The organism is Acetatifactor muris, assembly GCF_024623325.1.
GTDB classification, from domain to species: Bacteria; Bacillota; Clostridia; order Lachnospirales; family Lachnospiraceae; genus Acetatifactor; species Acetatifactor muris.
In genome coordinates this window covers 1-23,672 of the sequence record NZ_JANJZD010000003.1, presented here as the reverse complement: position 1 = coordinate 23,672, position 23,672 = coordinate 1, and the positions used below count along the sequence as shown (strand labels likewise).

20 protein-coding genes and 1 pseudogene are annotated in these 23,672 nt (G+C 49.7%); 16 read left to right on the top strand and 5 right to left on the bottom strand.

From position 1 onward, the window contains the following. Positions 1–48 precede the first annotated feature (48 nt). The 3 genes from purB (at position 49) to NSB25_RS03385 (ending at position 3,752) form a co-directional block, all read left to right on the top strand. Positions 49–1,500 carry an adenylosuccinate lyase gene (gene purB / locus NSB25_RS03395; RefSeq protein ID WP_103238206.1) on the top strand — a complete coding sequence of 484 codons (1,452 nt, stop codon included), beginning with the start codon at positions 49–51 and terminating at the stop codon, positions 1,498–1,500. A 79-nt stretch (positions 1,501–1,579) separates the two neighbouring features. Continuing rightward, positions 1,580–3,004, top strand: coding sequence for an amidophosphoribosyltransferase (locus NSB25_RS03390; protein WP_103238207.1), 1,425 nt, complete (start codon positions 1,580–1,582; stop codon positions 3,002–3,004). A gap of 127 nt (positions 3,005–3,131) precedes the next feature. Next, positions 3,132–3,752 (top strand): lysophospholipid acyltransferase family protein, encoded by a 621-nt coding sequence (locus NSB25_RS03385; protein WP_242982290.1) that lies wholly within the window; start codon positions 3,132–3,134, stop codon positions 3,750–3,752. An 87-nt stretch (positions 3,753–3,839) separates the two neighbouring features. On the opposite strand, the gene NSB25_RS03380 is transcribed toward NSB25_RS03385, so the two are convergent. After that, entirely contained in the window at positions 3,840–4,715 is an 876-nt protein-coding gene (locus NSB25_RS03380; protein WP_103238208.1) for a phosphoribosylaminoimidazolesuccinocarboxamide synthase, read from the bottom strand. A 258-nt stretch (positions 4,716–4,973) separates the two neighbouring features. Between NSB25_RS03380 and NSB25_RS03375 the strand changes: the two genes are divergently transcribed. From NSB25_RS03375 to NSB25_RS03345, 7 genes are all read left to right on the top strand, one after another. Continuing rightward, positions 4,974–5,507 carry a methylated-DNA--[protein]-cysteine S-methyltransferase gene (locus tag NSB25_RS03375; RefSeq protein WP_103238209.1) on the top strand — a complete coding sequence of 178 codons (534 nt, stop codon included), beginning with the start codon at positions 4,974–4,976 and terminating at the stop codon, positions 5,505–5,507. 146 nt (positions 5,508–5,653) lie between these two features. Next, positions 5,654–5,965, top strand: coding sequence for an MGMT family protein (locus NSB25_RS03370; protein ID WP_103238210.1), 312 nt, complete (start codon positions 5,654–5,656; stop codon positions 5,963–5,965). A 150-nt stretch (positions 5,966–6,115) separates the two neighbouring features. After that, complete coding sequence (locus NSB25_RS03365) at positions 6,116–6,517, top strand: hypothetical protein (protein WP_146039973.1); 402 nt, start codon at positions 6,116–6,118, stop codon at positions 6,515–6,517. 179 nt (positions 6,518–6,696) lie between these two features. Beyond that, entirely contained in the window at positions 6,697–7,317 is a 621-nt protein-coding gene (locus NSB25_RS03360) for a DUF1653 domain-containing protein (RefSeq protein WP_103238212.1), read from the top strand. A gap of 168 nt (positions 7,318–7,485) precedes the next feature. Further along, positions 7,486–8,448, top strand: coding sequence for a 5'-nucleotidase (locus NSB25_RS03355; RefSeq protein ID WP_103238255.1), 963 nt, complete (start codon positions 7,486–7,488; stop codon positions 8,446–8,448). Positions 8,449–8,480: 32 nt separating this feature from the next. Continuing rightward, positions 8,481–10,349, top strand: coding sequence for an A/G-specific adenine glycosylase (gene mutY / locus NSB25_RS03350; RefSeq protein WP_103238256.1), 1,869 nt, complete (start codon positions 8,481–8,483; stop codon positions 10,347–10,349). Positions 10,350–10,388: 39 nt separating this feature from the next. Beyond that, positions 10,389–11,417: a glycosyltransferase family 2 protein gene (locus NSB25_RS03345; RefSeq protein WP_103238257.1), complete on the top strand. Its 1,029-nt coding sequence runs from the start codon at positions 10,389–10,391 to the stop codon at positions 11,415–11,417. 107 nt (positions 11,418–11,524) lie between these two features. Here the strand turns inward: NSB25_RS03345 and NSB25_RS03340 are convergent, their stop codons facing one another. Together NSB25_RS03340 and NSB25_RS03335 are read right to left on the bottom strand one after the other, a co-directional pair. Further along, positions 11,525–12,205, bottom strand: a complete 681-nt coding sequence (locus tag NSB25_RS03340; protein ID WP_103238213.1) for a phosphatase PAP2 family protein — start codon at positions 12,203–12,205, stop codon at positions 11,525–11,527. A 205-nt stretch (positions 12,206–12,410) separates the two neighbouring features. Continuing rightward, a complete protein-coding gene (locus NSB25_RS03335; protein ID WP_103238214.1) occupies positions 12,411–13,334 on the bottom strand; it encodes a diacylglycerol/lipid kinase family protein in 924 nt (307 codons plus the stop codon). 188 nt (positions 13,335–13,522) lie between these two features. On the opposite strand from NSB25_RS03335, the gene glyA reads away from it, so the two are divergent. From glyA to NSB25_RS03310, 5 genes are all read left to right on the top strand, one after another. Beyond that, complete coding sequence (gene glyA / locus NSB25_RS03330; RefSeq protein ID WP_103238215.1) at positions 13,523–14,761, top strand: serine hydroxymethyltransferase; 1,239 nt, start codon at positions 13,523–13,525, stop codon at positions 14,759–14,761. A 104-nt stretch (positions 14,762–14,865) separates the two neighbouring features. Beyond that, positions 14,866–16,077, top strand: a complete 1,212-nt coding sequence (locus NSB25_RS03325; RefSeq protein WP_103238216.1) for a homoserine dehydrogenase — start codon at positions 14,866–14,868, stop codon at positions 16,075–16,077. Positions 16,078–16,147: 70 nt separating this feature from the next. Then, positions 16,148–17,350, top strand: coding sequence for a cofactor-independent phosphoglycerate mutase (locus tag NSB25_RS03320; protein WP_103238217.1), 1,203 nt, complete (start codon positions 16,148–16,150; stop codon positions 17,348–17,350). Between the two features lie 76 nt (positions 17,351–17,426). Beyond that, positions 17,427–18,746, top strand: coding sequence for an aspartate kinase (locus NSB25_RS03315; RefSeq protein ID WP_103238218.1), 1,320 nt, complete (start codon positions 17,427–17,429; stop codon positions 18,744–18,746). A 356-nt stretch (positions 18,747–19,102) separates the two neighbouring features. Continuing rightward, positions 19,103–20,431 carry a glycoside hydrolase family 3 N-terminal domain-containing protein gene (locus NSB25_RS03310; RefSeq protein WP_103238219.1) on the top strand — a complete coding sequence of 443 codons (1,329 nt, stop codon included), beginning with the start codon at positions 19,103–19,105 and terminating at the stop codon, positions 20,429–20,431. A gap of 63 nt (positions 20,432–20,494) precedes the next feature. On the opposite strand, the gene NSB25_RS03305 is transcribed toward NSB25_RS03310, so the two are convergent. Beyond that, a complete protein-coding gene (locus tag NSB25_RS03305) occupies positions 20,495–21,508 on the bottom strand; it encodes a hypothetical protein (RefSeq protein ID WP_103238220.1) in 1,014 nt (337 codons plus the stop codon). 352 nt (positions 21,509–21,860) lie between these two features. Between NSB25_RS03305 and NSB25_RS03300 the strand changes: the two genes are divergently transcribed. Continuing rightward, the gene (locus NSB25_RS03300) at positions 21,861–23,336 is read left to right on the top strand and encodes a UDP-N-acetylmuramoyl-L-alanyl-D-glutamate--2,6-diaminopimelate ligase (RefSeq protein ID WP_103238258.1); all 1,476 of its coding nucleotides are present in this window, start codon (positions 21,861–21,863) and stop codon (positions 23,334–23,336) included. 151 nt (positions 23,337–23,487) lie between these two features. On the opposite strand, the pseudogene NSB25_RS03295 reads toward NSB25_RS03300, so the two are convergent. Further along, a pseudogene (locus NSB25_RS03295) lies at positions 23,488–23,672 on the bottom strand (hypothetical protein); the annotation flags it as partial.

The window sequence follows — 23,672 nt, the reverse complement described above, 5'->3', positions numbered from 1 at the left end:
GTGTCCCGAAGATACATGGATTGAGGAACTATAATAAAGGAGCATGATATGAGTACAGACAGATATGTGAGTCCCCTGTCCGAGAGGTATGCAAGCAGGGAGATGCAGTATATTTTTTCACCGGACATGAAATTCCGCACCTGGAGGCGTCTGTGGATAGCCCTGGCGGAGACGGAGAAGGAGCTGGGGCTGAGCCGGAACGGCAGACCGGTTATCACCCAGGACCAGATTGACGAGCTGAAGGCGCATGCCGAAGATATCAATTACGATGTGGCGAAAGCACGGGAAAAGGAAGTCCGCCATGACGTCATGAGCCATGTATACGCATATGGACAGCAATGTCCGAAGGCGGCCGGCATCATTCATCTGGGGGCAACCTCCTGCTATGTGGGAGACAATACGGATATCATTGTGATGACTGAAGGACTGAAGCTGCTGAAGCGGAAGCTGCTGAACGTGATTGCCGGACTGGCCGGATTTGCTGATGCGTATAAGGCACAGCCCACTCTCGCCTTTACGCATTTTCAACCTGCCCAGCCCACCACAGTGGGAAAACGGGCGACTCTGTGGCTGCAGGAATTCTATCTGGATCTGGAAGATCTGGATTATGTATTGAACGGAATGAAGCTTCTGGGCTCCAAAGGAACCACAGGTACCCAGGCTTCTTTTCTGGAGCTTTTTGACGGGGACCAGGAAATTGTGGACAGAATCGACCCCATGATTGCGGAGAAAATGGGCTTCAGGGAGTGTTTCCCGGTATCCGGGCAGACCTATTCCAGGAAAGTGGACACAAGGGTAGCCAATGTTCTGGCCGGCATTGCCGCTTCCGCCCACAAGATGAGCAATGATATCCGTCTGCTGCAGCATCTGAAGGAGGTGGAGGAGCCTTTTGAGAAGAGCCAGATCGGTTCCTCGGCCATGGCGTACAAGAGAAATCCCATGAGAAGCGAAAGAATTGCTTCTCTGTCCCGATATGTGATGATTGATGCGCTGAACCCGGCAATTACCTCCGCCACACAGTGGTTTGAGAGAACGCTGGACGACTCGGCCAATAAACGTCTGTCCATTCCGGAAGGTTTTCTGGCAGTGGACGGGATTCTTGATTTATGCCTGAATGTGGTGGACGGGCTGGTGGTATATCCGAAGGTGATAGAGAAGCATCTGCAGAGTGAGCTTCCTTTTATGGCCACAGAGAATATCATGATGGATGCGGTGAAGATGGGCGGGAATCGTCAGGAACTTCATGAGCGCATTCGTGAGCTTTCCATGGAAGCCGGGCGCCAGGTGAAGGTGGAGGGGAAGGAGAATAATCTTCTGGAACTGATTGCGGCGGATCCTGCTTTCAACATGAATCTGGAGGAACTGCGAAAGGCCATGGATTCTTCAAGGTATACCGGCCGTGCCGCGGAGCAGGTGGAGGCTTTTCTGAAAAAGGTGGTTGGGCCTGTGCTGGAGGAAAATGCGGATCTGCTTGGAATGAAAGCGGAGATTCATGTGTAATATAAAAGGCGGCGTTTGGCCCCGGGACAGTGAAGTACAAAAAGTAAGATAAAGAACAGTTGATGACAGGGAGGTATACATGGGAGGTTTTTTTGGTGTTGCGGCCAAAGAGGACTGCGTGTTTGACGTATTTTTCGGAACGGACTATCATTCTCATCTGGGTACCAGGCGGGCGGGAATGGTGATTTATGACAGGGAACGCGGATTTGACAGGGCGATTCATAACATTGAGAATGCGCCGTTCCGTACAAAATTTGACAAAGAAATGATTAATATGCGGGGGAGTATCGGGATTGGCTGTATATCTGATTTTGAGCCCCAGCCTTTGATGGTGCGTTCTCACCATGGAACCTATGCCATTGCCACTGTAGGCAGAATTAATAATGCAGACTTCCTGACACAGGAATTGTTCTCCAAAGGCCATGCACATTTTCTTGAAATGAGCGGCGGAGATATTAACGCCACGGAACTGGTGGCGGCGCTTCTGGACCAGAAGGACAACCTGGTGGAGGGGATTCAGTATGCGCAGGAGGTCATTGAAGGTTCCATGACCCTGTTGGTTATGACTTCCAAAGGAATTTATGCGGCCAGAGACCGCTATGGCAGGACACCTGTCTCCATCGGGAAAAAGGAAGGCGCGTACTGTGTCTCCTTTGAGAGCTTTGCCTGCCTGAATCTGGGATATGTGTCCGACAGAGAGCTGGGGCCCGGCGAAATTGCCGTGGTGACACCTGAGGGCGTTCACACCCTGGTAGATCCCGGAAAGAAGATGAAAATCTGTACATTTCTCTGGGTATATTACGGATATCCTTCCTCTTCCTACGAGGGAGTGAGCGTGGAGAAAATGCGCTATAACTGCGGAGCTCTGCTGGCGGAACGGGATCATGTGAAGCCCGATACCGTGGCGGGAGTGCCGGATTCCGGAATCGCTCATGCCATCGGATATGCCAACAGATCGGGGGTTCCTTTTTCCAGGCCCTTTATCAAATACACGCCTACCTGGCCCCGGTCCTTTATGCCGGTGATTCAGACCCAGAGGAATCTGATTGCCAGGATGAAGCTTCTTCCGGTACAGGATCTGATTGAGGGGAAGAGTCTGCTTCTGATTGATGACTCTATCGTCCGGGGAACGCAGCTGCGGGAGACAACGGAATTCCTCTATCAGAGCGGCGCGAAGGAAGTGCATATCCGTCCTGCCTGCCCTCCGATTCTCTTTGGCTGTAAATACCTGAATTTTTCACGCTCAACTTCGGAGATGGATTTGATTGCCAGAAGAGTGATACGGGAAATGGAGCAGGAGGACAGGAAGATAGACTTAAAGCACTATGCGGATCCTGACAGGGCGGAATATGCGGAGATGGTGGAGAGAATCGGCAGGCAGCTGAACTTTACCACCCTTCGTTATCACAGACTGGATGATATGATTGCAGCTGTGGGGATCGACAGAAGCAGGCTTTGTACTTACTGCTGGGACGGTGCGGAGGATAACAGCGAAGAAGGCTGAGGTGTTGATTGTGTTAAGGTTATGTTATGTGATAGCAGTTTCATTTCCATGTGTCATCTATTATATCTGTAAAGCACATTTTATTGAACGGCACGGATCACATTTTTCGGAGGAGCGCCGTTACAGGATGGCAAGGAGATGTATTTCCATTATGATGCACAACGGCCGTATCAGAACGGAGTGCACCGGACAGGACAGACTGCCGAAAGAGGGCGGCTATGTGATGTATTCCAATCATCAGGGGAAATACGATACCCTGGGAATTATGTATTCTCATTTCAGACCCTGCACAGTGGTGATAGATGCGTATCGCTCAAAACTGCCTATCACAGATACCTTCATTGATCTGGTGCAGGGGTGCCGGCTGGACAAACGGGATATGAAGACACAGCTGAAGGCGATTCTTGAGATTGCGGAGAATGTGAAAAAAGGAAGACGTTATATTATATTCCCGGAGGGCGGTTATGACAATAACCGGAATGATCTTCAGGAATTTATGGCTGGTTCTTTTAAGTGTGCGGTGAAGGCGAAGGCTCCTATTGTGCCGGTGGCTATTATCGACTCTTACAAACCCTTCGGGATAAATTCTCTGCGCAGGGTAAAAACGCAGGTACATTTTCTGGAACCGATTTATTACGAGGAATATGCAGAAATGCGGACGATGGAAATCGCAAAGCTGGTGAAGTCCAGAATCGGAGCTGTCATTGATGCAAGGACGAAAGCGAAAGACCTGGAAGACGCAGGATAACGGATATATGCCTGCGCAGGACCCCTGTGTGTGAAAACGCCCCGATGCAGTTATATGAATGCAGCGGGGCGTTTGCCATGCGTAAATTTATAATGCATTTCCGGTCAGCATTTCATAGGCCTGCAGATACTTTTCGATGGTCTTCTGAACTACTTCCTCCGGGAGAACCCAGTTGCTGTCCGGATTGGCCTTCAGCCAGTCACGGGCAAACTGCTTGTCGAAGGAGGGCTGACCGTGGCCGGGCTCATAGCTGTCCGCGGGCCAGAAACGGGAACTGTCAGGAGTCAGCATTTCATCTGCCAGTACAATATTGCCGTCCTCGTCAAGACCGAATTCAAACTTGGTGTCCGCTATAATGATGCCGCGCTTCAGGGCATAATCGGCACATTTTTTATATAACGCAAGAGAACAGTCACGGATTTTCTCCGCATATTCCCTGCCCTTTCCGGGGAAGCGCTTTTCCAGATAGTCGACACTCTGCTCAAAGGAAATATTCTCGTCGTGATCTCCGATTTCAGCTTTGGTGGAAGGGGTATAAACAGGCTCCGGCAGCTTGTCCGCTTCCCGTAGTCCTGACTGCAGGCGGATGCCGCAGACCGTACCGTCCTTCTGATAGCTGGCCCACCCGCTTCCGGTGATGTATCCGCGGACAATGCATTCCACGGGAAGTATATTCAGCTTGCGGCACAGCATGCTTTTTCCCTCAAATTCCTTCGTCTGGAAAAAGGCGGGCATATCCTTTACATCCACAGACAGCATATGGTTTGGCAGGATATCCTTTGTCATATCGAACCAGAATCTGGACATCTGGGTCAGCACGGTTCCCTTTTTCTCCACTTTGTTGCCTAAAATGACGTCGAAACAGCTGATTCTGTCGGTTGCAACCATAATCAGACTGTCTCCGTTGTCATAAATCTCACGCACTTTGCCCGCTTTTATGGGCTTGAGTTCCTGAATACTCATTGTTAGCCTCCTTTTATTTATGGCTTTTGTTCTGCGCTGCGGCTTTGCTCAGACCTGACGCGTTACCTACATTATACCGGATTCCCTGTAATTGGCAAGCTGTTTTTGCGGAAGAATCAAAAGTCATCCAGGTGATTTTGGGGGTAAAATGGAAAGCAGTGGAAATATCTGCAGGGTTGTAATATAATAAAGTTCCGGTCAGAGAATCTGTTATAAGTATCGTCTGTGGGAACAGGTATGGGCAGGAGGAGATATAATATGGAATATATCCGGTATTATGAGTCACCCCTCGGAAGGATTTTAATGTCCTGTGACGGGAAAGCGCTGAATGGCCTGTGGTTTGTGGATCAGAAATATTGTGCGCTCACATTGTCGGAAGAACATCAGGAGAAAAATACGGCGGTGTTTGACCGGGCCAGTGAATGGCTGGACATATATTTTCAGGGACGGGAGCCGGATTTTACACCGCCTCTCGCGATGAAGACAACCCCGTTTCGAAAAAAGGTATGGGAGATTCTGCTGACGATTCCCTATGGACAGACCATGACTTACGGGGGAATTGCAGGCAGGCTGGCAGCGGAAAAGGGGCTTTCACATATGTCGGCTCAGGCTGTGGGCGGAGCTGTGGGACATAATGCCGTCTCGCTTATCATTCCCTGTCACAGGGTGGTGGGGACGGACGGGAGCCTCACCGGTTATGCGGGGGGAATTGACAGGAAGGTAAAGCTGCTTACCCTGGAGAAGGTGAATATGTCCTCTCTCTTTGTCCCGAAGAAAGGAACTGCGCTGTAGAAGTGGCTGCCCATGGCAGGGAGGCTGTCTGAGCAGGCGGATTTCGAAGATGGATACTGAAATTCTGCGGGTTTTCAATGGTGGTTCGGGCCGGGCAAAGGCTGCGGAGTGCGAATATTTACTGGGGTAAAAAGGAGAAGTCAGATATGGCGGCGGTCATGACAGAAAGGTTGATTTACGAGATTCTGTCCGCGGTGGAGGAGATACCGGAAGGCAGAGTGGCTACATACGGACAGATTGCCCGGTTAATCGGCAGGGATAAGAATGCGAGACTTGTGGGAAAGGTTCTGAGCAGAGCGGAATATTACGGGAAATATCCCTGTCACCGTGTGGTGAATCATGCGGGGAGGCTGGCACCGCACTTTCCGGAACAGCGACATCTGCTGGAAGACGAGGGCGTGAAATTCCGGGATGAAACTCATGTGGATATGAAGAAATATCAGTGGGACGGAACTTGAGCCGGCAACTTTGAAAATATTTTTTGAGGGCGTTTTATGGGCCTTATCATTTTATACAATTTGCCTGTCAAAAATCGTTGACAAATTCGAACAAATGTTTTATTCTGGAAAAAGGAAAGAGAACATTTGTTCTGCGAGAAGGAGAGGGAGATGAAGAAAATGAGAAGGACAGGAAAAGGCGGATTTCCGATAATGGTGTTGTTTCTGACATGGATTACGATATTTTGCAGCGCGGGAACCGCTATGAGCCGGAGCGATTTGAGCACACAGGAGCTGGAAGGATATTATAAGGAACAGGAGCGGATACTGGTGGATGAGGCGCGGGCGTTTCTGGACGGGAAAGGCTTTGTCAACAGTGGCGTCATGCTGACCAGGGTGATTGACGGAGACGGGAAGAGAGAGTACACTTTGACCGTGCATCACGGCAAGATCGACAGACTGAGCGATGAGAACAGGTTTGCGCTGATGGCGGAACTGGAAGAGCTCGTTTTTGAAGATGAAGGCTGTTCATTTACTCACAGATTCCTGGACAGCAGTCTGAATGTGAGATAATGAAAATGAAAATCTGCCCGGTTTGTGCGAAGAGAGACATGATTTGTCCGGACTGTTGCCGATTTGCAGATTAAATTACATATGAATGACAGGAAGTACATGACATTTCTTAAAAATAGGGGTATACTCTTTTCAGGAATGCCTGCGCAGGACTGCGGCGGGCGGAAAGGAGTCCGAAGATGTCATTTATTCCGAAACCACAGGAGATATATAAGCATTTTAAAGGAAATCTGTATCAGATAACGGCTGTTGCGGAACATACTGAAACAGGGGAGACGCTGGTAGTCTATCAGGCGCTTTACGGTGATTTCAGGACCTATGCAAGGCCTCTTGACATGTTTGTGAGCAAAGTGGACAGGGAAAAGTATCCCGACGCAAAGCAGGAATTCCGATTTGAATTACAGGGACCTGATGCAGACAGGCACAGAGCAGACCGTCTGCTGGAATATACAAAAGCAGGGGAGACAGACCCGGATGAAGCGGATAAAAAGGGTACCATTCACACTGGTACGGGAGGAGAAGCATACGGGAAGGATGCCGTTCAGAGCGATATGGACCCGGATGCGTGCGGAGAACTGTCTCTTGACCCCCTGGTGATGGAGTTCCTGGATGCAGACAGCTATGAACAGCGGCTCAACATTCTGGCAGGACTTCACCACAGAATTACAGATGACATGCTCACAACCATGGCAATTGCCTGTGACATTGAGATAAACGACGGCGATATCGAAGAGCGTTACGAGGCTCTGCGGGCCTGTCTGCTGACTTTGGAGCGTTATGAATGTAATCGTCTGAGGTGAGGAAGAGCATATGGCAGCATTGCCGTTGGAGCTTTCTTTAAAATGTGTTGAATATATGGTTCGGCGAAAGCAGGAACTGTTGTGATGATTCCGGCATAAGATGTATGTTGTGTTGACATTTATGTGCGGCGGGCATATATGACGGACATTCAGGGAAGGGAGCGGCATATGGCATATAAGTTGGAGAAAAAGATGGTAATCGGCGTTTCTTCCAGGGCACTGTTTGACCTGACAGTTGAGAACGAGATTTTTGAACAGCAGGGACTGGAAGCATACTGCAGATATCAGGTGGAGCATGAACAGGAGATATTGAAGCCGGGACCGGGATTCGGACTCATCAAGGCATTGCTTAAGCTGAATGAATACAGCCAGAACAAAGATCTGGTGGAAGTGATTATCATGTCACGGAACAGTCCGGACACTTCTCTGAGAGTGTTTAATGCCATTGCACATTATGGGTTGAGCATTACTCGCTCAGTGCTGGTAAGCGGTGCGGCGCTGGCACCTTATCTGACGGCGTTTCACACGGATTTGTTCCTGTCCGCTTATGAGGATGATGTGCAAAGTGCCATAGACAGCGGTATAGCGGCCGGGATTATCTGTACGGAGCACAGAGGATACGGCGCGCCGGCACAGGTGATTCCCATACAGGCGGGGATTGCCGCCGGGCAGGGGGAAAGGGCGGATGAGGCATGTCAGATTCGCATTGCATTTGACGGGGACGCCGTGCTTTTCACGGATGAGTCGGAACTGATATTCAGAGAGAAGGGCCTGAATGCCTTTGAAGAAAATGAGAAAATGCATGCCAGGGAGCCCCTGGAAAAAGGTCCCTTTGCTCAGTTTTTAAAAAAGCTGTCGGATTTGCAGAAAGAGCTGGGGACAGAAAACTGTCCAATCCGGACGGCTTTGGTGACATCCCGCAGTGCGCCCGCCCATGAGAGAGTGATTCGCACCATGCGCGCATGGAATGTGAGAGTGGATGAGGCTTTTTTTCTGGGAGGTCTGGAGAAAAAAGATGTGCTGAAGGCGTTTGGCGCTCAAATCTTTTTTGACGACCAGTCGGTACACACGGCCAGTGCGGCACAGGCTGTGCCTGCGGCCAGGGTACCATGCTGCAGAAGTGCAGGATGAACAAATCAGGTAAAAGGAGACAGACTTACAGAATGGAATATAAGCATATTGTGCCGGGGCGTTTTCTGGAACGTCCCAACCGGTTTATCGCGAAAGTGGAAATCGCCAATATGAGGGAACAGGGGATAGAAGGCTGCAGTACAGAGACAGTCCATGTGAAAAATACAGGCAGATGCAGGGAGCTTCTGCAGAAAGGGGCCCGGGTTTATCTGGAGAGAAGCAGTAATCCCAAAAGGAGTACGGCCTGTGATCTGGTGGCCGTGGAAAAAGGGAAAAGGCTGATTAACATGGACTCTCAGGCGCCGAATAAGGCGGTGGAGGAATGGCTGCGGGCGGGTACTTTTCAGGCGGATATATCGCTGGTACGGCCGGAAGTTAAATACGGCAGTTCCAGGTTCGACTTTTATATGGAAACAGCGACGGACAGGATTTTTATGGAGGTAAAGGGTGTCACACTGGAGGAGGACGGAGTGGTCCTGTTTCCGGATGCGCCTTCGGACAGAGCGGTAAAGCATGTGGAGGAGCTGATTCAGGCCAGGCATGCAGGTTACCGCTGTTTTGTGTTGTTTGTGATCCAGATGGAGAATGTGAAGTATTTTACTCCCAACAGGAGAATGCATTCCGAATTTGCGGAGGCGCTCTGCAGAGCGGAGAAGGCGGGGGTGGAGATACTGGCATATGACTGCCTGGTAACACCGGAGAGTATGAGAATAAACAGGCCCGTTCCGGTTATACTTTGCCCGGAGGAAAAGGGAATAATGAAAACGGACGTTTATGAAACCTTAAGAAAAACCTCAGAAAAGAATAAGCTTGGGCATATTTCCATGCCGCTCTTAAAGTGGTATGATGAGAACAGACGGATTCTGCCCTGGCGGGAGAAGCCCACGCCTTATCGTGTGTGGGTATCTGAGATTATGCTGCAGCAGACGAGAGTCGAGGCGGTAAAACCCTATTTTGAACGATTTATGAAGGAACTTCCGGATATTGAAGCGCTGGCGGAAGCGGAGGAAGAGATTCTGCTGAAGCTCTGGGAGGGACTGGGATATTACAATCGAGTCCGGAATCTGAAAAAGGCGGCAGTTCAGATACAGAGAGAATATGGCGGAGAAATGCCGGATACTTATGAAGAACTGCTTACGCTTACGGGAATCGGGAATTATACGGCGGGAGCAATTGCCTCCATTGCTTTTCAGCGGCCGGTGCCCGCGGTGGATGGAAATGTGCTTCGTGTGATATCCAGGCTGACAGAGGACCCAAGACCTGTAGATGAAGCAAAGGTAAAAGAGGGTGTGGAACGGGATTTAAAAGAGGTGATACCCCGGGACCGTCCGGGAGATTTCAACCAGGCCATGATGGAAATAGGGGCCTGTGTGTGTATTCCCAACGGGGTGCCGCTGTGCGGAAGCTGTCCGCTGGGGGAATTCTGTGCCGCTCACAGGGCGGGGACAGAGCAGGATTATCCCAGACGGCAGGCGAAAAAGCCCAGACAGACTGAAGATAAGACAATACTGTTAATTATGGATGAGAGAAGAACGGCCATACGGAAACGTCCCGGCAGGGGACTGCTGGCCGGAATGTATGAGTTTCCCTCGATAGAGGGTTTCCGCACCGGGGAGGAAGTAGCGGGATATCTGGCGGAAAGGGGACTCAGAGCACTGGAGATTCAGCCGCTGGAGGATGCAAGACACATTTTTACCCACAGAGAATGGCATATGAAAGGATATATGGTCAAAGTGGACAGGCTGGAGCCGGGGAAAGCAAATGATTCTGCAGAGGACTGGCTGTATATTGAACCTGAAGAGACAAGGGACAGATATCCCATTCCGTCTGCCTTCAGTGCATATACAAAATATCTGAGCATCAGGCTGGGCAAGGAGAGATATGAATCCGGAAAGGCATAATGCGAAGTTGTAAATTACAGGAAAGGTATGGTTAATAAAATGAAACTGTTATCAATTGCAATACCCTGTTATAATTCGGAAGGGTATATGGCAAAATGTGTGGAATCTCTGCTGGCAGGCGGGGAGGATGTGGAGATTATCATTGTGGACGACGGTTCCACGAAGGATGGAACAGCCCGGGTGGCGGACGAATATGCGCAGAAGTATCCCTCTATTGTGAAGGCCGTGCATCAGGAGAACGGAGGACATGGCTCCGCGGTAAACACAGGGATTCAGAATGCCACCGGCCTGTATTTTAAGGTGGTGGACAGCGACGACTGGGTGAAGAAGGAAGCATACCTTCAGGTGCTTGACACTTTGAGAGAGTTGGCTGGGGGGGCATGCAGTCTGGATATGCTGGTCTGCAATTTTGTCTATGAGAAGGAGGGCGAGAAGAGAAAAAAGGTAATGCATTATCGCCATATTCTTCCCCAGGGAGAAATGTTTACCTGGAAGGACTGCCATCACTTTTCCAAGGGACATTATATTCTGATGCATTCGGTGATTTTCCGGACCAGACTGCTGCGGGAATGCGGACTGGAGCTTCCAAAGCATACCTTTTATGTGGACAACATCTATGTGTTTGAGCCACTGCCCTTTGTGAAGAATATCTATTATCTGGATGTCAACCTGTATCGGTATTATATCGGAAGGGAAGGACAGTCTGTGAACGAAGCCACTATGATATCCAGAATAGATCAGCAGATTAAGGTAAATAAGATTATGATTGACTATTTTGTGGATAAAAAGCAGGAGCTGTTAAAAGATAAAAGACTTTATCAGTATATGTATAATTATCTGGAAATCATAACTACAGTATCATCCGTGCTGCTGATCCGGTCAGGTACGGAGGAAAACCTGGAGAAGAAAAAAGAGCTGTGGAAATATCTGAAGGCAAAGGATAAAAAACTGTTTACAAGGATGAGGCATGGTATCATGGGAAGCGCCATGAACCTTCCCGGAAAAAGCGGCCGTAAAATATCCGTGGGAGGCTATAAGATCTGCCAGAAGATATTCAAATTTAACTGATGCAGAAAGTCTGACTGTACTGCACATATAATTTCAAAGGATTAAAAGAAGGGTTAAAAAGAACGCCGGGTTTTGGAAACTGCCGGCGTTTTTCTTTACAAACTGTTTTACATTGATATTCTCTTTTTCATTCCGCGCCGCATTTTTCCGGCAGCCAGTGCGGCTTCTCTCCTGTATACAAAGGTGTACATGACACTGCCCAGCGCGATTGCCGTAGCCACATCAAATACAGAATGCTGCTTGAGGAGCATCGTGGAGAGGATAATGGACACGCATAAAATACCGGAGGCAAATTTGATCCCTTTTCTGCCTTTCAGCGCGGTGCAGCGCATAACTGCAAAATGCGCGCCCATGGAATTATACACATGAATACTTGGCCACAGATTCGTGGGGGTATCCACTTTCCACAGGAAGGAGACAGCCTGTGTGAAGACATTATCCCGGGGCATCACTGCCGGCCGGAGATGATGGCCGTTGGGCCACAGGGTGGAGATAATCAGGAAAATGGTCATGCCGGTGAATAAGAACACACAGCATTTGTAATACTCCTGCCTGTTTTTGAAAAAAAGGAAAACCACCACTGCCGCCACATAGGCAAACCATAAAAAGTAGGGAACAACGAACACTTCCCAGAAGGGAATATAATCGTCCAGAGTTACATGTATGACCTGATAGTTCTTGATATTGGTGCTCTCCAGCCATGCAAACCATGACAGATAGATAATCATGTATATCGCAAGCGGGATTCCGTGCTTATACTTTGCATATAAACGCTTTAAAATATTCATCTCGTAAAAACCAGCCTTTCAATTTTTTCCCTGAAGAACAGAAACTGTAACAATAGAAACTATAAAACAATTTCCCTTAATTATAGCTTGTAATAATTATATTTCAATGCTTTTTTTCAGTTCTTTAAGATTATTTAGAAATCCTTAAGGATTCAGGGATTCGGGATCATGGATGAAAGGTATGGTCGCTGCAACCTGGAAGAAATCAGCGTATCATCCGGATTGCATCTTTCTCACAGGTGACATGGATACGATTGCTTTTGCGGGTGACTTCCCCGTCCGTATGTACCCACAGCGGCTGACTGGTTTCGATAGTGAGGCTGTCTGCACAATAGGGACTGACACCCCTGAAGCGGAAGTGCTTTCCTTTGAAAGCGGTAGGAAGGGCAAATAAAATCAGCAGCTTTGACAAATCGCCCACGGCACACATATTCAGGAGCCCGTCGTTTGCATCTGCGTCGGGAGCGAACATAAAGCCTCCGCCTTCATATTTGTGGAGCATGCATGCGGTAAAAAGCATATTGCCGATATCTATGGGTGCACTGTCTTCCATGGTAAGCTTTCCCGAAATGGCTCTGGCGGCGAGCAGCTGTCTCAGCGCGATACCCAGGTAAGTCAGCTTCCCCAGCCCCAGCCTGTTCATGACCCTCTTGAGCCCGGAATGAAGTGCTTCCTCACAGACGGCTGCGTCGAAACCGATACCACAGCTGACGGCAAAGCGCCTCCGCTCACCGTCGGTATAGAGTACGGTGCCCAGGTCCATGGGAAGAGGATTGCCAGAGTGAAGAATCAGGTCCAGCGCTTCTGATGGATTCGTGGGTATCTTCAAATCCCTGGCCAGGTCATTGCTGGAGCCGGTGGGAATATAACCGAGAACTACCCGGGAGGTATCGTCCAGCCCCTGGAGAGCTTCATTTACGGTACCGTCACCCCCCAGAATGATAAGGGACAGAACATCTGTGGTCTGAGAGGATAATTTTCCGGCAATACAGGTGGTGTCCCCGGCGCATTCGGAAAAATAGTGGCGATAAGGGACTTTTTTTCTCTGCAGTATGGGCTCTACCTGATTCTTCCATATCTGCAGTCCTTTGCCTGAACGGGAAACGGGATTGATAATAATATGATACATGAAATACCCTCTGCTTTCTGATGTAAAATTGAGCTGATCTGCTCAAAATCACTTCCATTTTAACAGTAACAGATAAATCCGTAAACCCGATTCGAAAATTTTTGTCTGTTTTTTTATTTGCAATCTCTTCATTCTATGATATAATCGAACCGTGTGTCAGGCCGAAAAAAGAGGAGGAGGATTTTGGAATGTATTCGTTGGACGAAATTAGAAAAGTTGATCCTGAAATTGCACAGGCCATTGTGGACGAGCAGGCTAGACAGAACAGCCATATTGAGCTGATTGCTTCCGAGAACTGGGTGAGCAAAGCCGTGATGGCAGCCATGGGAAGTCCTTTGACCAATAAATATGCGGAGGGGTATCCCGGAAAACGCTACTATGGCGGATGCGAGTGTGTGGATGTGGCGGAAAAGCTTGCCATAGAGCGGGCAAAGGAGCTGTTCGGCTGTGAATATGCCAATGTACAGCCTCATTCCGGTGCGCAGGCCAATATGGCGGTACAGTTTGCGGTATGTAAGCCCGGAGATACCATCATGGGCATGAATCTGGATCATGGCGGACATCTCACTCATGGAAGTCCTGTTAATATGTCCGGAAAATATTTCAAAATCGTTCCTTACGGAGTAGATGACAATGGCTTTATAGATTACGATAAACTGCGTGAAATCGCGCTGGAAGCCCGGCCCAGAATGATCATTGCAGGCGCTTCCGCCTACGCGCGCACGATAGATTTCAAAAAGTTCAGAGAGGTTGCCGACGAGGTGGGCGCATTCCTCATGGTAGATATGGCGCATATTGCGGGACTGGTGGCGGCAGGCCTTCATCCCAATCCCATACCATATGCCCATGTAACCACCACGACTACGCATAAGACACTTCGCGGGCCCAGGGGCGGGCTGATTCTGTCCAGCAATGAGGTGAATGAGAAATACAATTTCAACAAGGCGATTTTCCCGGGCACCCAGGGCGGTCCTCTGATGCATGTCATTGCCGCGAAGGCAGTATGCTTTAAGGAGGCGCTGAGCGATGACTTCAGGGTTTATCAGAAAAATATCATAGACAATGCACAGGCCCTCTGCAAAGGACTTATGGAAAGAGGGATTCAGATCGTGTCCGGAGGCACGGACAACCATCTCATGCTGGTAGATCTGACCAATTACGGCCTCACGGGCAAGGCGGTGGAGAAACTGCTTGACAGGGCAAATATCACCTGTAACAAGAATACAATTCCGAACGATCCGCAGTCGCCGTTTGTGACCAGCGGCATCCGTCTGGGTACGCCTGCGGCTACGTCCAGAGGGATGAATACAGAGGATATGGACAGGATAGCGGAGGCAATTGCCCTTGTGATTAAGGGGGGCGAAGACAAAATTGCCGAGGCGCGGGTCATTGTCCAGACCCTGACAGACAGATACCCTTTGTCATAAGAAAATGCCGCGATATTATGCGCATGGAGGAACCGGATATTCTGCCGGCATAAAGTATGCGCAGGATTGCGGCAGATAAAATGCAGTGAGAAGAGGAGATTACGATGATAAATATAGCAGTGCTGGGATACGGAGTTGTGGGAAGCGGCGTGGTGGAAGTAATCGGACGCAACCATGAGGAAGTGATGAAAAAGGCCGGGGATGAGGTCAGAGTCAAGTATATTCTTGACCTGAGAGATTTCCCGGGAGATCCGTATGAAGATCGTGTCATACATGATTTTGACACTATATTAAATGATCCGGAAATCAGTATAGTGTGCGAGGTCATGGGAGGGATCGGTGCGGCGTATCAGTTTACCAGGCAGCTGCTGGAAGCAGGCAAAAGTGTATGCACCTCCAATAAGGAACTGGTTGCGAAGCACGGTGCCGAATTCCTGGAGCTTGCTGTTGCCCGGCATTGTAATTATATGTTTGAAGCCAGTGTGGGAGGCGGCATTCCCATAATCCGCTCGGTGAATACTGCGCTGACGGCAGAGAAAATCGAGGCCGTCACGGCTATATTAAACGGTACTACGAATTATATTCTCACAAAGATGGGCAGTGAGGGGACAGAGTATGATGAGGCCCTGAAGCAGGCCCAGGAGCTGGGATATGCGGAGCGCAATCCCGAGGCGGATGTGGAAGGACATGATGCCTGCCGTAAGCTGGCAATTCTTTCATCCCTGATTACCGGCAGGAATGTGGACGCAGGAGAGATATACACCGAGGGCATTACCGGAATCACCGGAGCCGACTTTGAATATGCTCGTCTGGAAGGAATGGTGATTAAGCAGCTGGCCATAGGAAAGATGCAGGAGGACGGAAGCGTGCTGGCCATGGTTGCCCCTTTTATGCTTTCCGCCGGATATCCCCTGGCCGCTGTGAACGATGTGTTTAATGCGGTGCTGGTCACGGGGAATATGCTGGGTGACGTGATTTTTTACGGGCGCGGCGCCGGCAAGCTGCCCACGGCAAGCGCGGTGGTGGCAGACGTGATAGACTGCGCAAAGCATCAGGGCAGGAATGTCATCTGTATCTGGGACAGAGAGGCGGCGAAAGTGGCGGAAGTGGCAGATACAAAGCGCAGGTTTTTCCTCAGAGCAAAAGCGGGTGCACGCAGGGCAGTGGAGGAGACTTTTGCAGGGGGGAAGAGCGTTGTGCTGCAGGACGGTGGAGAAGCGTTCGGCTTTTTCACTGCTCAGATGAGGGAAAAAGAGTTCAACGAGAAGTGCGCGTTGCTTGGAGACGCCGTTTTAAGCAGAATACGTCTGCTGTGAATGAAGTGAACAGCGACAGGAATACATTTACAGAAGGTGGAATTCGGCGTAATACGGGAAGGAGAGAACAATGAAATATATTGTGGTGTTGGGTGACGGCATGGCGGATGAACCGATTGCCGCGCTGGAGAATAAGACGCCTCTTGCCTGGGCAAAGACACCGAATCTGGACAGACTCAGCAGACTCAGTGAACTGGGGATGGTGCATACGATTCCCGGGGGAATGAAGCCGGGGTCTGACACCGCGAATCTCGCTGTGCTGGGGTACAATCCCGAAAAGTATTACTCCGGACGCTCTCCGCTGGAAGCGTTGAGTATCGGCGTACCCATGAAGGACACGGATATTGCCGTCCGCTGCAATATCGTGACGCTTTCTGAGGAAGAGGGACCCTTCGGAGAAAAAAGGATTATAGATCACAGTTCTTCTGAGATAAGCACGGAGGATTGTGCCGTGCTGCTCCGGGAGGTAGAAAGACAGCTGGCAGACGAGACATATCAGTTTTATGTGGGAACCAGCTATCGACATTGTCTTATCTGGAACAGGGGAAAAGTAGTGGAGCTGACCCCGCCTCATGATATACTGGGGCAGAAAATCGGGCAGTATCTGCCGGAAGACGAAGTGCTCCGTGAGATGACGGAGAAAAGCTATCATATTCTGGTAAATCATCCGCTCAATCTGGAGAGAAAGAAAAAGGGACTGAATCCCGCCAACTGCTGCTGGTTCTGGGGAGCCGGCACGAAGCCGGCTCTGACTTCCTTCCAGGAGAAAACGGGGAAAAAGGGAATGATGGTATCAGCTGTGGACCTGCTGAAAGGAATTGCCGTGGGCGCCGGCATGGGTGTGGCCTGTGTGGAAGGTGCCAACGGCGGTCTGTATACCAACTATGCCGGAAAAGTGGAGGCGGCTGTGAACGCTCTGACCCGGCAGGGGTATGATTTTGCCTATATTCATCTGGAGGCGCCGGACGAGATGGGGCACCAGGGAAATGCAGAGAAAAAGGTTCAGGCCATTGAATTTCTCGACGGGAAAGTAATCGGTCCGCTGGTGGAGAAGATGGAAGATGCAGGAGAAGCCTTCCGGCTGCTGGTACTGCCGGATCATCCCACACCTGTCCGGGTGCGGACCCATACTTCGGAGAGCGTTCCCTATATGCTCTATGACAGTACCAGCCTCCGGCGGCATGAGCAGAGCTATAATGAGGAAGAATGCAGGAAGACAGGAAATTTTGTGGCGTCGGGATACAGACTGATTGATAAATTTCTGGCTGTGTAGAAGATTTATAACAGTTCAGCGATGTCTGTTATGATAATTTGTCTAAATTACAAAAAGGCAATGAGGAGTGGAAAAAATGTCTAAAGTAGTAAAATTCGGAGGAAGTTCTCTGGCAAGTGCTGAGCAGTTTAAAAAAGCGGGAGATATCGTCCGCAGTGATGCGGACAGAAAATATGTGGTACCTTCAGCGCCGGGAAAGCGCTTTAAAGAAGATACCAAAGTAACGGATATGTTGTATGCCTGCTACGACCTGGCAGAGGCCGGTGAGGACTTTTCGGAAGCATTATCCGCGATTAAGGCCAGATATTTTGAGATAACTGTGGGGCTGCAGCTTTCCGCAGATCTGGAGGAGGTATTCGAAACAATCGAGAAGAATTTTAAGGAAAAAGCGGGCAGAGACTATGCCGCCTCCAGAGGAGAATATCTGAACGGCATTATTATGGCCGCTTATCTGGACTATGAATTTATCGATGCGGCGGATGTAATTCTTTTTGATGAGAACGGAAGATTTGATGCTGACAGGACCAACGAAGTGCTTTCGGCGAGACTGGCAGAAGGCGACAATGCGGTGATTCCCGGATTTTATGGTTCCCGTCCGGATGGGTCTGTGAAGACCTTTACCAGAGGCGGCTCTGATGTGACAGGCTCCATTGTGGCCAAGGCAGTACAGGCGGATGTGTACGAGAACTGGACGGACGTTTCGGGATTTCTGATTGCAGACCCTGACATTATCAGCAATGCGAAGGGGATTGACGTGATTACATACCGGGAGCTGAGAGAGCTTTCCTACATGGGGGCGGAGGTATTTCACGAGGATGCGATTTTCCCTGTGCGGCAGAAGGGGATTCCCATCAATATCCGCAATACAAACGCACCTCAGGACAGCGGCACCTGGATTGTGGGCAGTACCTGCCAGAAGTCGAAATATGTCATTACCGGGATTGCCGGGAAGAAAGGGTTCTGCTGCATCAATATTGAGAAGGATAAAATGAATTCCGAAATCGGGTTTGGCAGAAAGGTTCTGCAGGCTTTCGAGGAGAACGGAATCTCTTTTGAGCATGTTCCTTCGGGAATCGACACCATGACTATATTTGTGCATCAGGATGATTTCGTGCACAAAGAGCAGAAAGTGGCGGCTGCCCTCTACCGGCTGGCAAAGCCGGATGCCATTGAGATTGAATCGGACCTCGCTCTGATTGCCGTCGTGGGAAGAGGCATGAAGTCCACCAGGGGTACGGCAGGAAGAATTTTCTCCGCGCTGGCCCATGCCAATGTCAATGTCAAGATGATTGACCAGGGGTCTTCCGAGCTCAATATCATTATCGGTGTGGCGAACGAAGACTTTGAAACTGCAATCAGGGCAATTTATGACATTTTCGTGCTGACGAATCTGTGACAGTGAAAGGCCGGATGTGCTGGAAATATTTAGAAATCTGTCGGAATCTGTTGACAGATGCGCGTGAGTTTACTATAATAAAAATGTCTTCCGGCAGTGCACAGAAGAGTTAACATGCTGATGAATAAGAATAATGCAAAAGAAATGAAATACAGAGGATAAATCGGAGGAAGTTAAGGAAATGGGCGCAGGTTCATTTCCTTAATGTGCGTTAATCGGATTTATTTCTGTGAGAAGGGCCAGGTGCGCTGTATTGGACAGCAGCCGGAAGAAGTGTAAAAGCAGAACAGACAGTGGCAGGAACAGGACAGTGAGACGGAAGACGCGCCGGACGGTCAGACAAAGCGAGGATACATATGGGCAACAATGACAAACTGCAGAACAGAAGAGAGCTCAGGAGAAAGAGACGTGTCAGAAACCAGATTATTTCCTATGTGATACTGACAGTTCTCATATCAGCTGCTGCCGCAGGTATTGTGTTCGTAACCGGATATCTGCTGTCAGACAGTAAGACGACAGAGCAGGAAGCGGAGAATAAGGAATTAATAGACGATATGCTGGCAGATGAGGAGTCTATTGCCACGCCGGAACCTGTGCCGGAGGAAACCGTGACACCGGAGCCGGCGCCAACGCCGGAGGAGAAGCTGGAGGAACTGGTGGAGGCGAAAGTGGCGGCCATGTCTCTGGAAGATAAAGTAATGGGGCTTTTCATTGTGGCCCCGGAAGCAATTACCGGAGTTTCCACTGTGATACAGGCGGGAGAGGGAACGCAGCAGGCGCTGAACCAATACCCGGTAGGAGGTCTTATCTATTTTAAGCAGAATATACAGTCGGAGGAACAGCTGAAGACAATGCTGGAGAACACCGCGCAGTATGCGAAATATCCGCTTTTCCTGGCGGTGGACGAGGAGGGCGGCAGCGTGTCGAGAGTAGCTGCTTCGGGGATTGGGCCGGAAGCGGGCAGCGCCGCGGATATCGGTGCCACAGGGAATACAGATAATGCATATCAGGCAGGGGTAAGCATCGGAAGTACATTGTCAGGGCTGGGATTTAATCTTGACTTTGCACCTGTGGCGGATCTGGCCAATGTGGATGGCAGTATAATGAAGGAGCGCTCTTACGGCGCAGACGCGTCCGCGGTATCCGGATTTGTCACTTCCATGAGAGCAGGGCTTGAAGAACAGGGAGTGACGGCGTGCCTGAAGCATTTTCCGGGAATCGGTGCCACCACAGGCGATACACATGAGGGCATGGTCTCCCTGGACAGAACGGCAGAACAGTTCTGGGCGGAGGAGCTGACCGTATTTCAGGCGGGAATCGACGCGGGAGCAGATATGATAATGATCAGCCATGTATCGGTGCCGGCCCTCACCGGAGACAACGAACCCTGCATTTTCTCCAGGATGCTGGTGACAGATATTCTGCGGGAACAGATGCACTTTAACGGTGTGGTCATTACGGATGCTTTGAATATGGCGGCTGTGTCCGAATACAATACCGCGGAAGAAGCTGCTGTGAGAGCCATCCTGGCAGGCTGTGACATGCTGCTGATGCCGGAGGACTTTGAACAGGCTTATCAGGGAGTACTGAAAGCTGTGCAGAACGGGAATATTGCGGAGGAGCGTATTAACGATTCCCTGAAACGAATTTACAGAATAAAATATGCGGACCAGATTGAACAGTAAGATGGTATGCGCTGGAGCAGGGGATTGGTGCGTGATTAATGTTTATACTGCTGCCTGTACGAATCATGCTTTGACGGGAAAGCTGATTTCCATATCATCCTTTGGCTTTATCCGAAAAACCATCCGCCACTGTACTGCTGGTACAGGCTCAAAATGCAGGGAGGAAACTGCCATCCGTTTGTCAGGAGAGACATTTCTTCCCGCCATAAAGACTGCCGTGGGGCCGTCTGAGCCGCCCGGCCGCCTCCGGGCGTCCTGAGCATCACCCATCTCCGGATGGTCACTTTCTGCGCAGTCACGAATGTCAAAAAGGCTGCTGTCTATTTCCGGCTCAATGCTGTAGGAGAGTACCTGGCAGTATTCCGGGTAAACCACACCTTTCGCACCGATTTCTGCGAAGCTGTTCCTGATCTGTTCGCATCTGTGCAGCGTCAGGGTGTATTCCTGCCCTGTTATGGGATGGGCTGTCTTTACCATTTCCCCATTGCAGGATAAGTCAGTGGAAAAATGCCCTGCAGTGACGGAGATTAAGTTTGCCCGGAAAGCAAGAGATATTCTTTGAGGGGACAGTATTGGCTCATTGTCCCAATTATAGGAAAGCCGCTCAAAATACCAGCAGCATCCCCTGTCGCAGCCATAAGCTTCCATCCATTCCACGGCAGATTTATTATTTTCAAACCCGTCTTCGCCGGCTGGACCGGCACTCCCCAGTTGGATTATATTTTCCGGATACCATCTCAGGCTGCTGCTCATACGACATACCAGCGGCACACCATCAAGACATATTTCAACGGCCAATTCTCTGCTTCCGGGGTTGTCCGCATCTATCATTTCAAATTCTTCCGGGGTCCTTAATGACATCCGCCGCTCATAATCCCATTTTTTCAGGAATGCAGCCATATCTTCTACAGGGATTCTGGCGCATATATCAAGGACGGCACCTGCTTTGCCTACATAGACTGCCGGGATAAGAATTTCCTGTTCTTCCCAAAGAAAAGAGTGACTGACAGGGAGGGCTGTCAGTTTTGTTCCAGTTTTGCCTTTTCCCCATATATTGCTGTTATGATATACATCCATTCTGTGGGCCTCCTGAATATTTAATGAAGCGATTATACCATGAGCGCCGAAAATCAAGCGGCTCCGAAGGAGACATTTGATTTTCAAGCCATGGATTGCCAGGTAAAATGCATCACGCAGTGATGTCAAGTCAGCATAAGCTGACTTGTATTCTGCGAATGCAGAATCATTATACCATGAGCGCCGGGATATTTCCAACCTTTTTGATTTACCTGTAGATATTTTCACCCTTGTGAACCAAACGTGAATTTAGGGTGGTAGAAATTCACAAATTAGAGTAAAATAGAAAAGAACACCTTTGCCGGACAATAAACCGAAAGGGAGCGGAAGGAAAATATCAGGAGGAAAAGATATGAAGCTGCTGGATTTGTTGGAACAGACAGATTATGAATGCATACAGGGAACCATGGACACAGAAGTGACGGCAGTGGTTTATGACTCGCGGAAAGTAATGGAGGGCAGCCTCTTCATCTGTATTGAAGGCGCTAATTTTGACGGACACTGCTTTGCGGCAGAAGTGGTGGAAAAGGGAGCGAAAGTCCTGGTAGTCTCCAAAGCGGTGGAGAATCTGTCGGCACAGGACATTACCGTGATTAAAGTGGCAGATACCAGATATGCCATGGCCTTTATCTCGGCGGCCTGGTTCGGACATCCCGCGGAGAAACTGAAAGTCGTCGGCATTACCGGGACAAAGGGTAAGACAACCACTACCTGGCTGGTAAAAGACATTCTGGAAGAGGCCGGCTTTAAGGTGGGACTGATAGGAACCATCGAAACGATTATCGGGGACACACATATTCCCGCGGAAAGTACCACACCGGAGTCCTATGTGCTGCAGGAGGACTTCGCGAAAATGGTGGAGGCCGGGGTGGAAATTGTGGTCATGGAGGTTTCTTCCCAGGGGCTGAAGCTTCATCGGACGCAGGGCTTTACCTTTGATTACGGCATTTTTACCAATCTGGAGCCGGATCATATCGCACCCAACGAACACGCCAGCTTTGAGGAGTATATGGCCTGTAAAGGTCTTCTGTTCAGGCAATGCCGGACAGGAATCGTGAATGCGGATGACACTCATACAGAAAAGCTGCTGGAGGGATATACCTGTGAACTGGAGACCTTTGGGCTGGGAGAGAAAAGCATGCTGCGGGCGGAGCATCTGGAACTGGTGCATACGCCGGGAGAACTGGGGGTGAGATTTCATGTGACGGGGCTGATGGATTTTGCCGTGGAAGTGCCAGCCCCCGGCCGATTCAGCGTCTATAACGCATTGTGTGCCATTGCCATCTGCCGCCATTTTAAAGTGGAGCTTCCGGAGATTCAGAGAGCTCTGAAGACGGCAAAGGTAAAAGGACGCATAGAAAAAGTCCCTGTTTCGGATAAATTTACACTGTTGATTGACTATGCCCACAATGCCATGGCACTGGAGAGCCTGCTGACGACATTGCGGGAATATCAGCCGGGACGCCTGGTGTGTGTATTCGGCTGCGGGGGAAACCGTTCGAAGCTCAGACGCTTTGAGATGGGAGAAGTCAGCGGAAGGCTGGCGGATTTAACCGTCATTACTTCTGACAATCCCCGTTTTGAGGAACCGCAGGATATCATTGAGGACATTAAGACCGGAATCGGCAGAACCGCAGGCAGATATGTGGAAATATGCGACAGAAAGGAAGCGATTGCGTGGGCGATTTCCAGTGCGGAAGAGGGCGATTTGATTGTGCTGGCAGGAAAAGGCCATGAAGATTATCAGGAGATAAAGGGGAAAAAATATCCAATGGATGAGAGGCAGATTATCCGGGAATTATTGGACGGAGGTCTGACACATATATAACTTCTCGGAATCTCAATAAAGGAGATTCCAACCGAAGATTGACAACTGAATATCGTGCAGGAAAAGAAATTTGAGAAAAATGGACATAAACATTGGACATAGTGGGTACTATGCCTTGAAAAATCTTATGGAATCGCTTAAGATATCATTATTAGGCGGCTAAACCTAAGAATGATTTTTGAAATGCCTCAGCCGATGGCATTTCCCAGGCATCAAGATGCTGTAACATCATGATGCTGTAGAGGCGGCAGTACCACATCTTAGTTGAGCGGTGCCTGCCGTCTTCTAATTTATAGTCCTCTTTCTCGCGCTTGTTGGAGCGTTCCACGGAAGTCC

Bases quoted from the DNA above. Each gene is read 5' to 3' on its own strand.
- NSB25_RS03380 (WP_103238208.1), bottom strand. From the start codon at position 4,715: ATGAGTATTCAGGAACTCAAGCCCATAAAAGCGGGCAAAGTGCGTGAG.
- NSB25_RS03300 (WP_103238258.1), top strand. From the start codon at position 21,861: ATGAAGCTGCTGGATTTGTTGGAACAGACAGATTATGAATGCATACAG.
- NSB25_RS03320 (WP_103238217.1), top strand. From the start codon at position 16,148: ATGAAATATATTGTGGTGTTGGGTGACGGCATGGCGGATGAACCGATT.
- NSB25_RS03365 (WP_146039973.1), top strand. From the start codon at position 6,116: ATGAAGAAAATGAGAAGGACAGGAAAAGGCGGATTTCCGATAATGGTG.
- NSB25_RS03360 (WP_103238212.1), top strand. From the start codon at position 6,697: ATGTCATTTATTCCGAAACCACAGGAGATATATAAGCATTTTAAAGGA.
- NSB25_RS03340 (WP_103238213.1), bottom strand. From the start codon at position 12,205: ATGAATATTTTAAAGCGTTTATATGCAAAGTATAAGCACGGAATCCCG.
- NSB25_RS03375 (WP_103238209.1), top strand. From the start codon at position 4,974: ATGGAATATATCCGGTATTATGAGTCACCCCTCGGAAGGATTTTAATG.
- NSB25_RS03335 (WP_103238214.1), bottom strand. From the start codon at position 13,334: ATGTATCATATTATTATCAATCCCGTTTCCCGTTCAGGCAAAGGACTG.
- NSB25_RS03325 (WP_103238216.1), top strand. From the start codon at position 14,866: ATGATAAATATAGCAGTGCTGGGATACGGAGTTGTGGGAAGCGGCGTG.
- glyA (WP_103238215.1), top strand. From the start codon at position 13,523: ATGTATTCGTTGGACGAAATTAGAAAAGTTGATCCTGAAATTGCACAG.
- NSB25_RS03385 (WP_242982290.1), top strand. From the start codon at position 3,132: ATGGCAAGGAGATGTATTTCCATTATGATGCACAACGGCCGTATCAGA.
- NSB25_RS03390 (WP_103238207.1), top strand. From the start codon at position 1,580: ATGGGAGGTTTTTTTGGTGTTGCGGCCAAAGAGGACTGCGTGTTTGAC.
- mutY (WP_103238256.1), top strand. From the start codon at position 8,481: ATGGAATATAAGCATATTGTGCCGGGGCGTTTTCTGGAACGTCCCAAC.
- NSB25_RS03315 (WP_103238218.1), top strand. From the start codon at position 17,427: ATGTCTAAAGTAGTAAAATTCGGAGGAAGTTCTCTGGCAAGTGCTGAG.
- NSB25_RS03305 (WP_103238220.1), bottom strand. From the start codon at position 21,508: ATGGATGTATATCATAACAGCAATATATGGGGAAAAGGCAAAACTGGA.
- NSB25_RS03310 (WP_103238219.1), top strand. From the start codon at position 19,103: ATGGGCAACAATGACAAACTGCAGAACAGAAGAGAGCTCAGGAGAAAG.
- NSB25_RS03355 (WP_103238255.1), top strand. From the start codon at position 7,486: ATGGCATATAAGTTGGAGAAAAAGATGGTAATCGGCGTTTCTTCCAGG.
- NSB25_RS03370 (WP_103238210.1), top strand. From the start codon at position 5,654: ATGGCGGCGGTCATGACAGAAAGGTTGATTTACGAGATTCTGTCCGCG.
- purB (WP_103238206.1), top strand. From the start codon at position 49: ATGAGTACAGACAGATATGTGAGTCCCCTGTCCGAGAGGTATGCAAGC.
- NSB25_RS03345 (WP_103238257.1), top strand. From the start codon at position 10,389: ATGAAACTGTTATCAATTGCAATACCCTGTTATAATTCGGAAGGGTAT.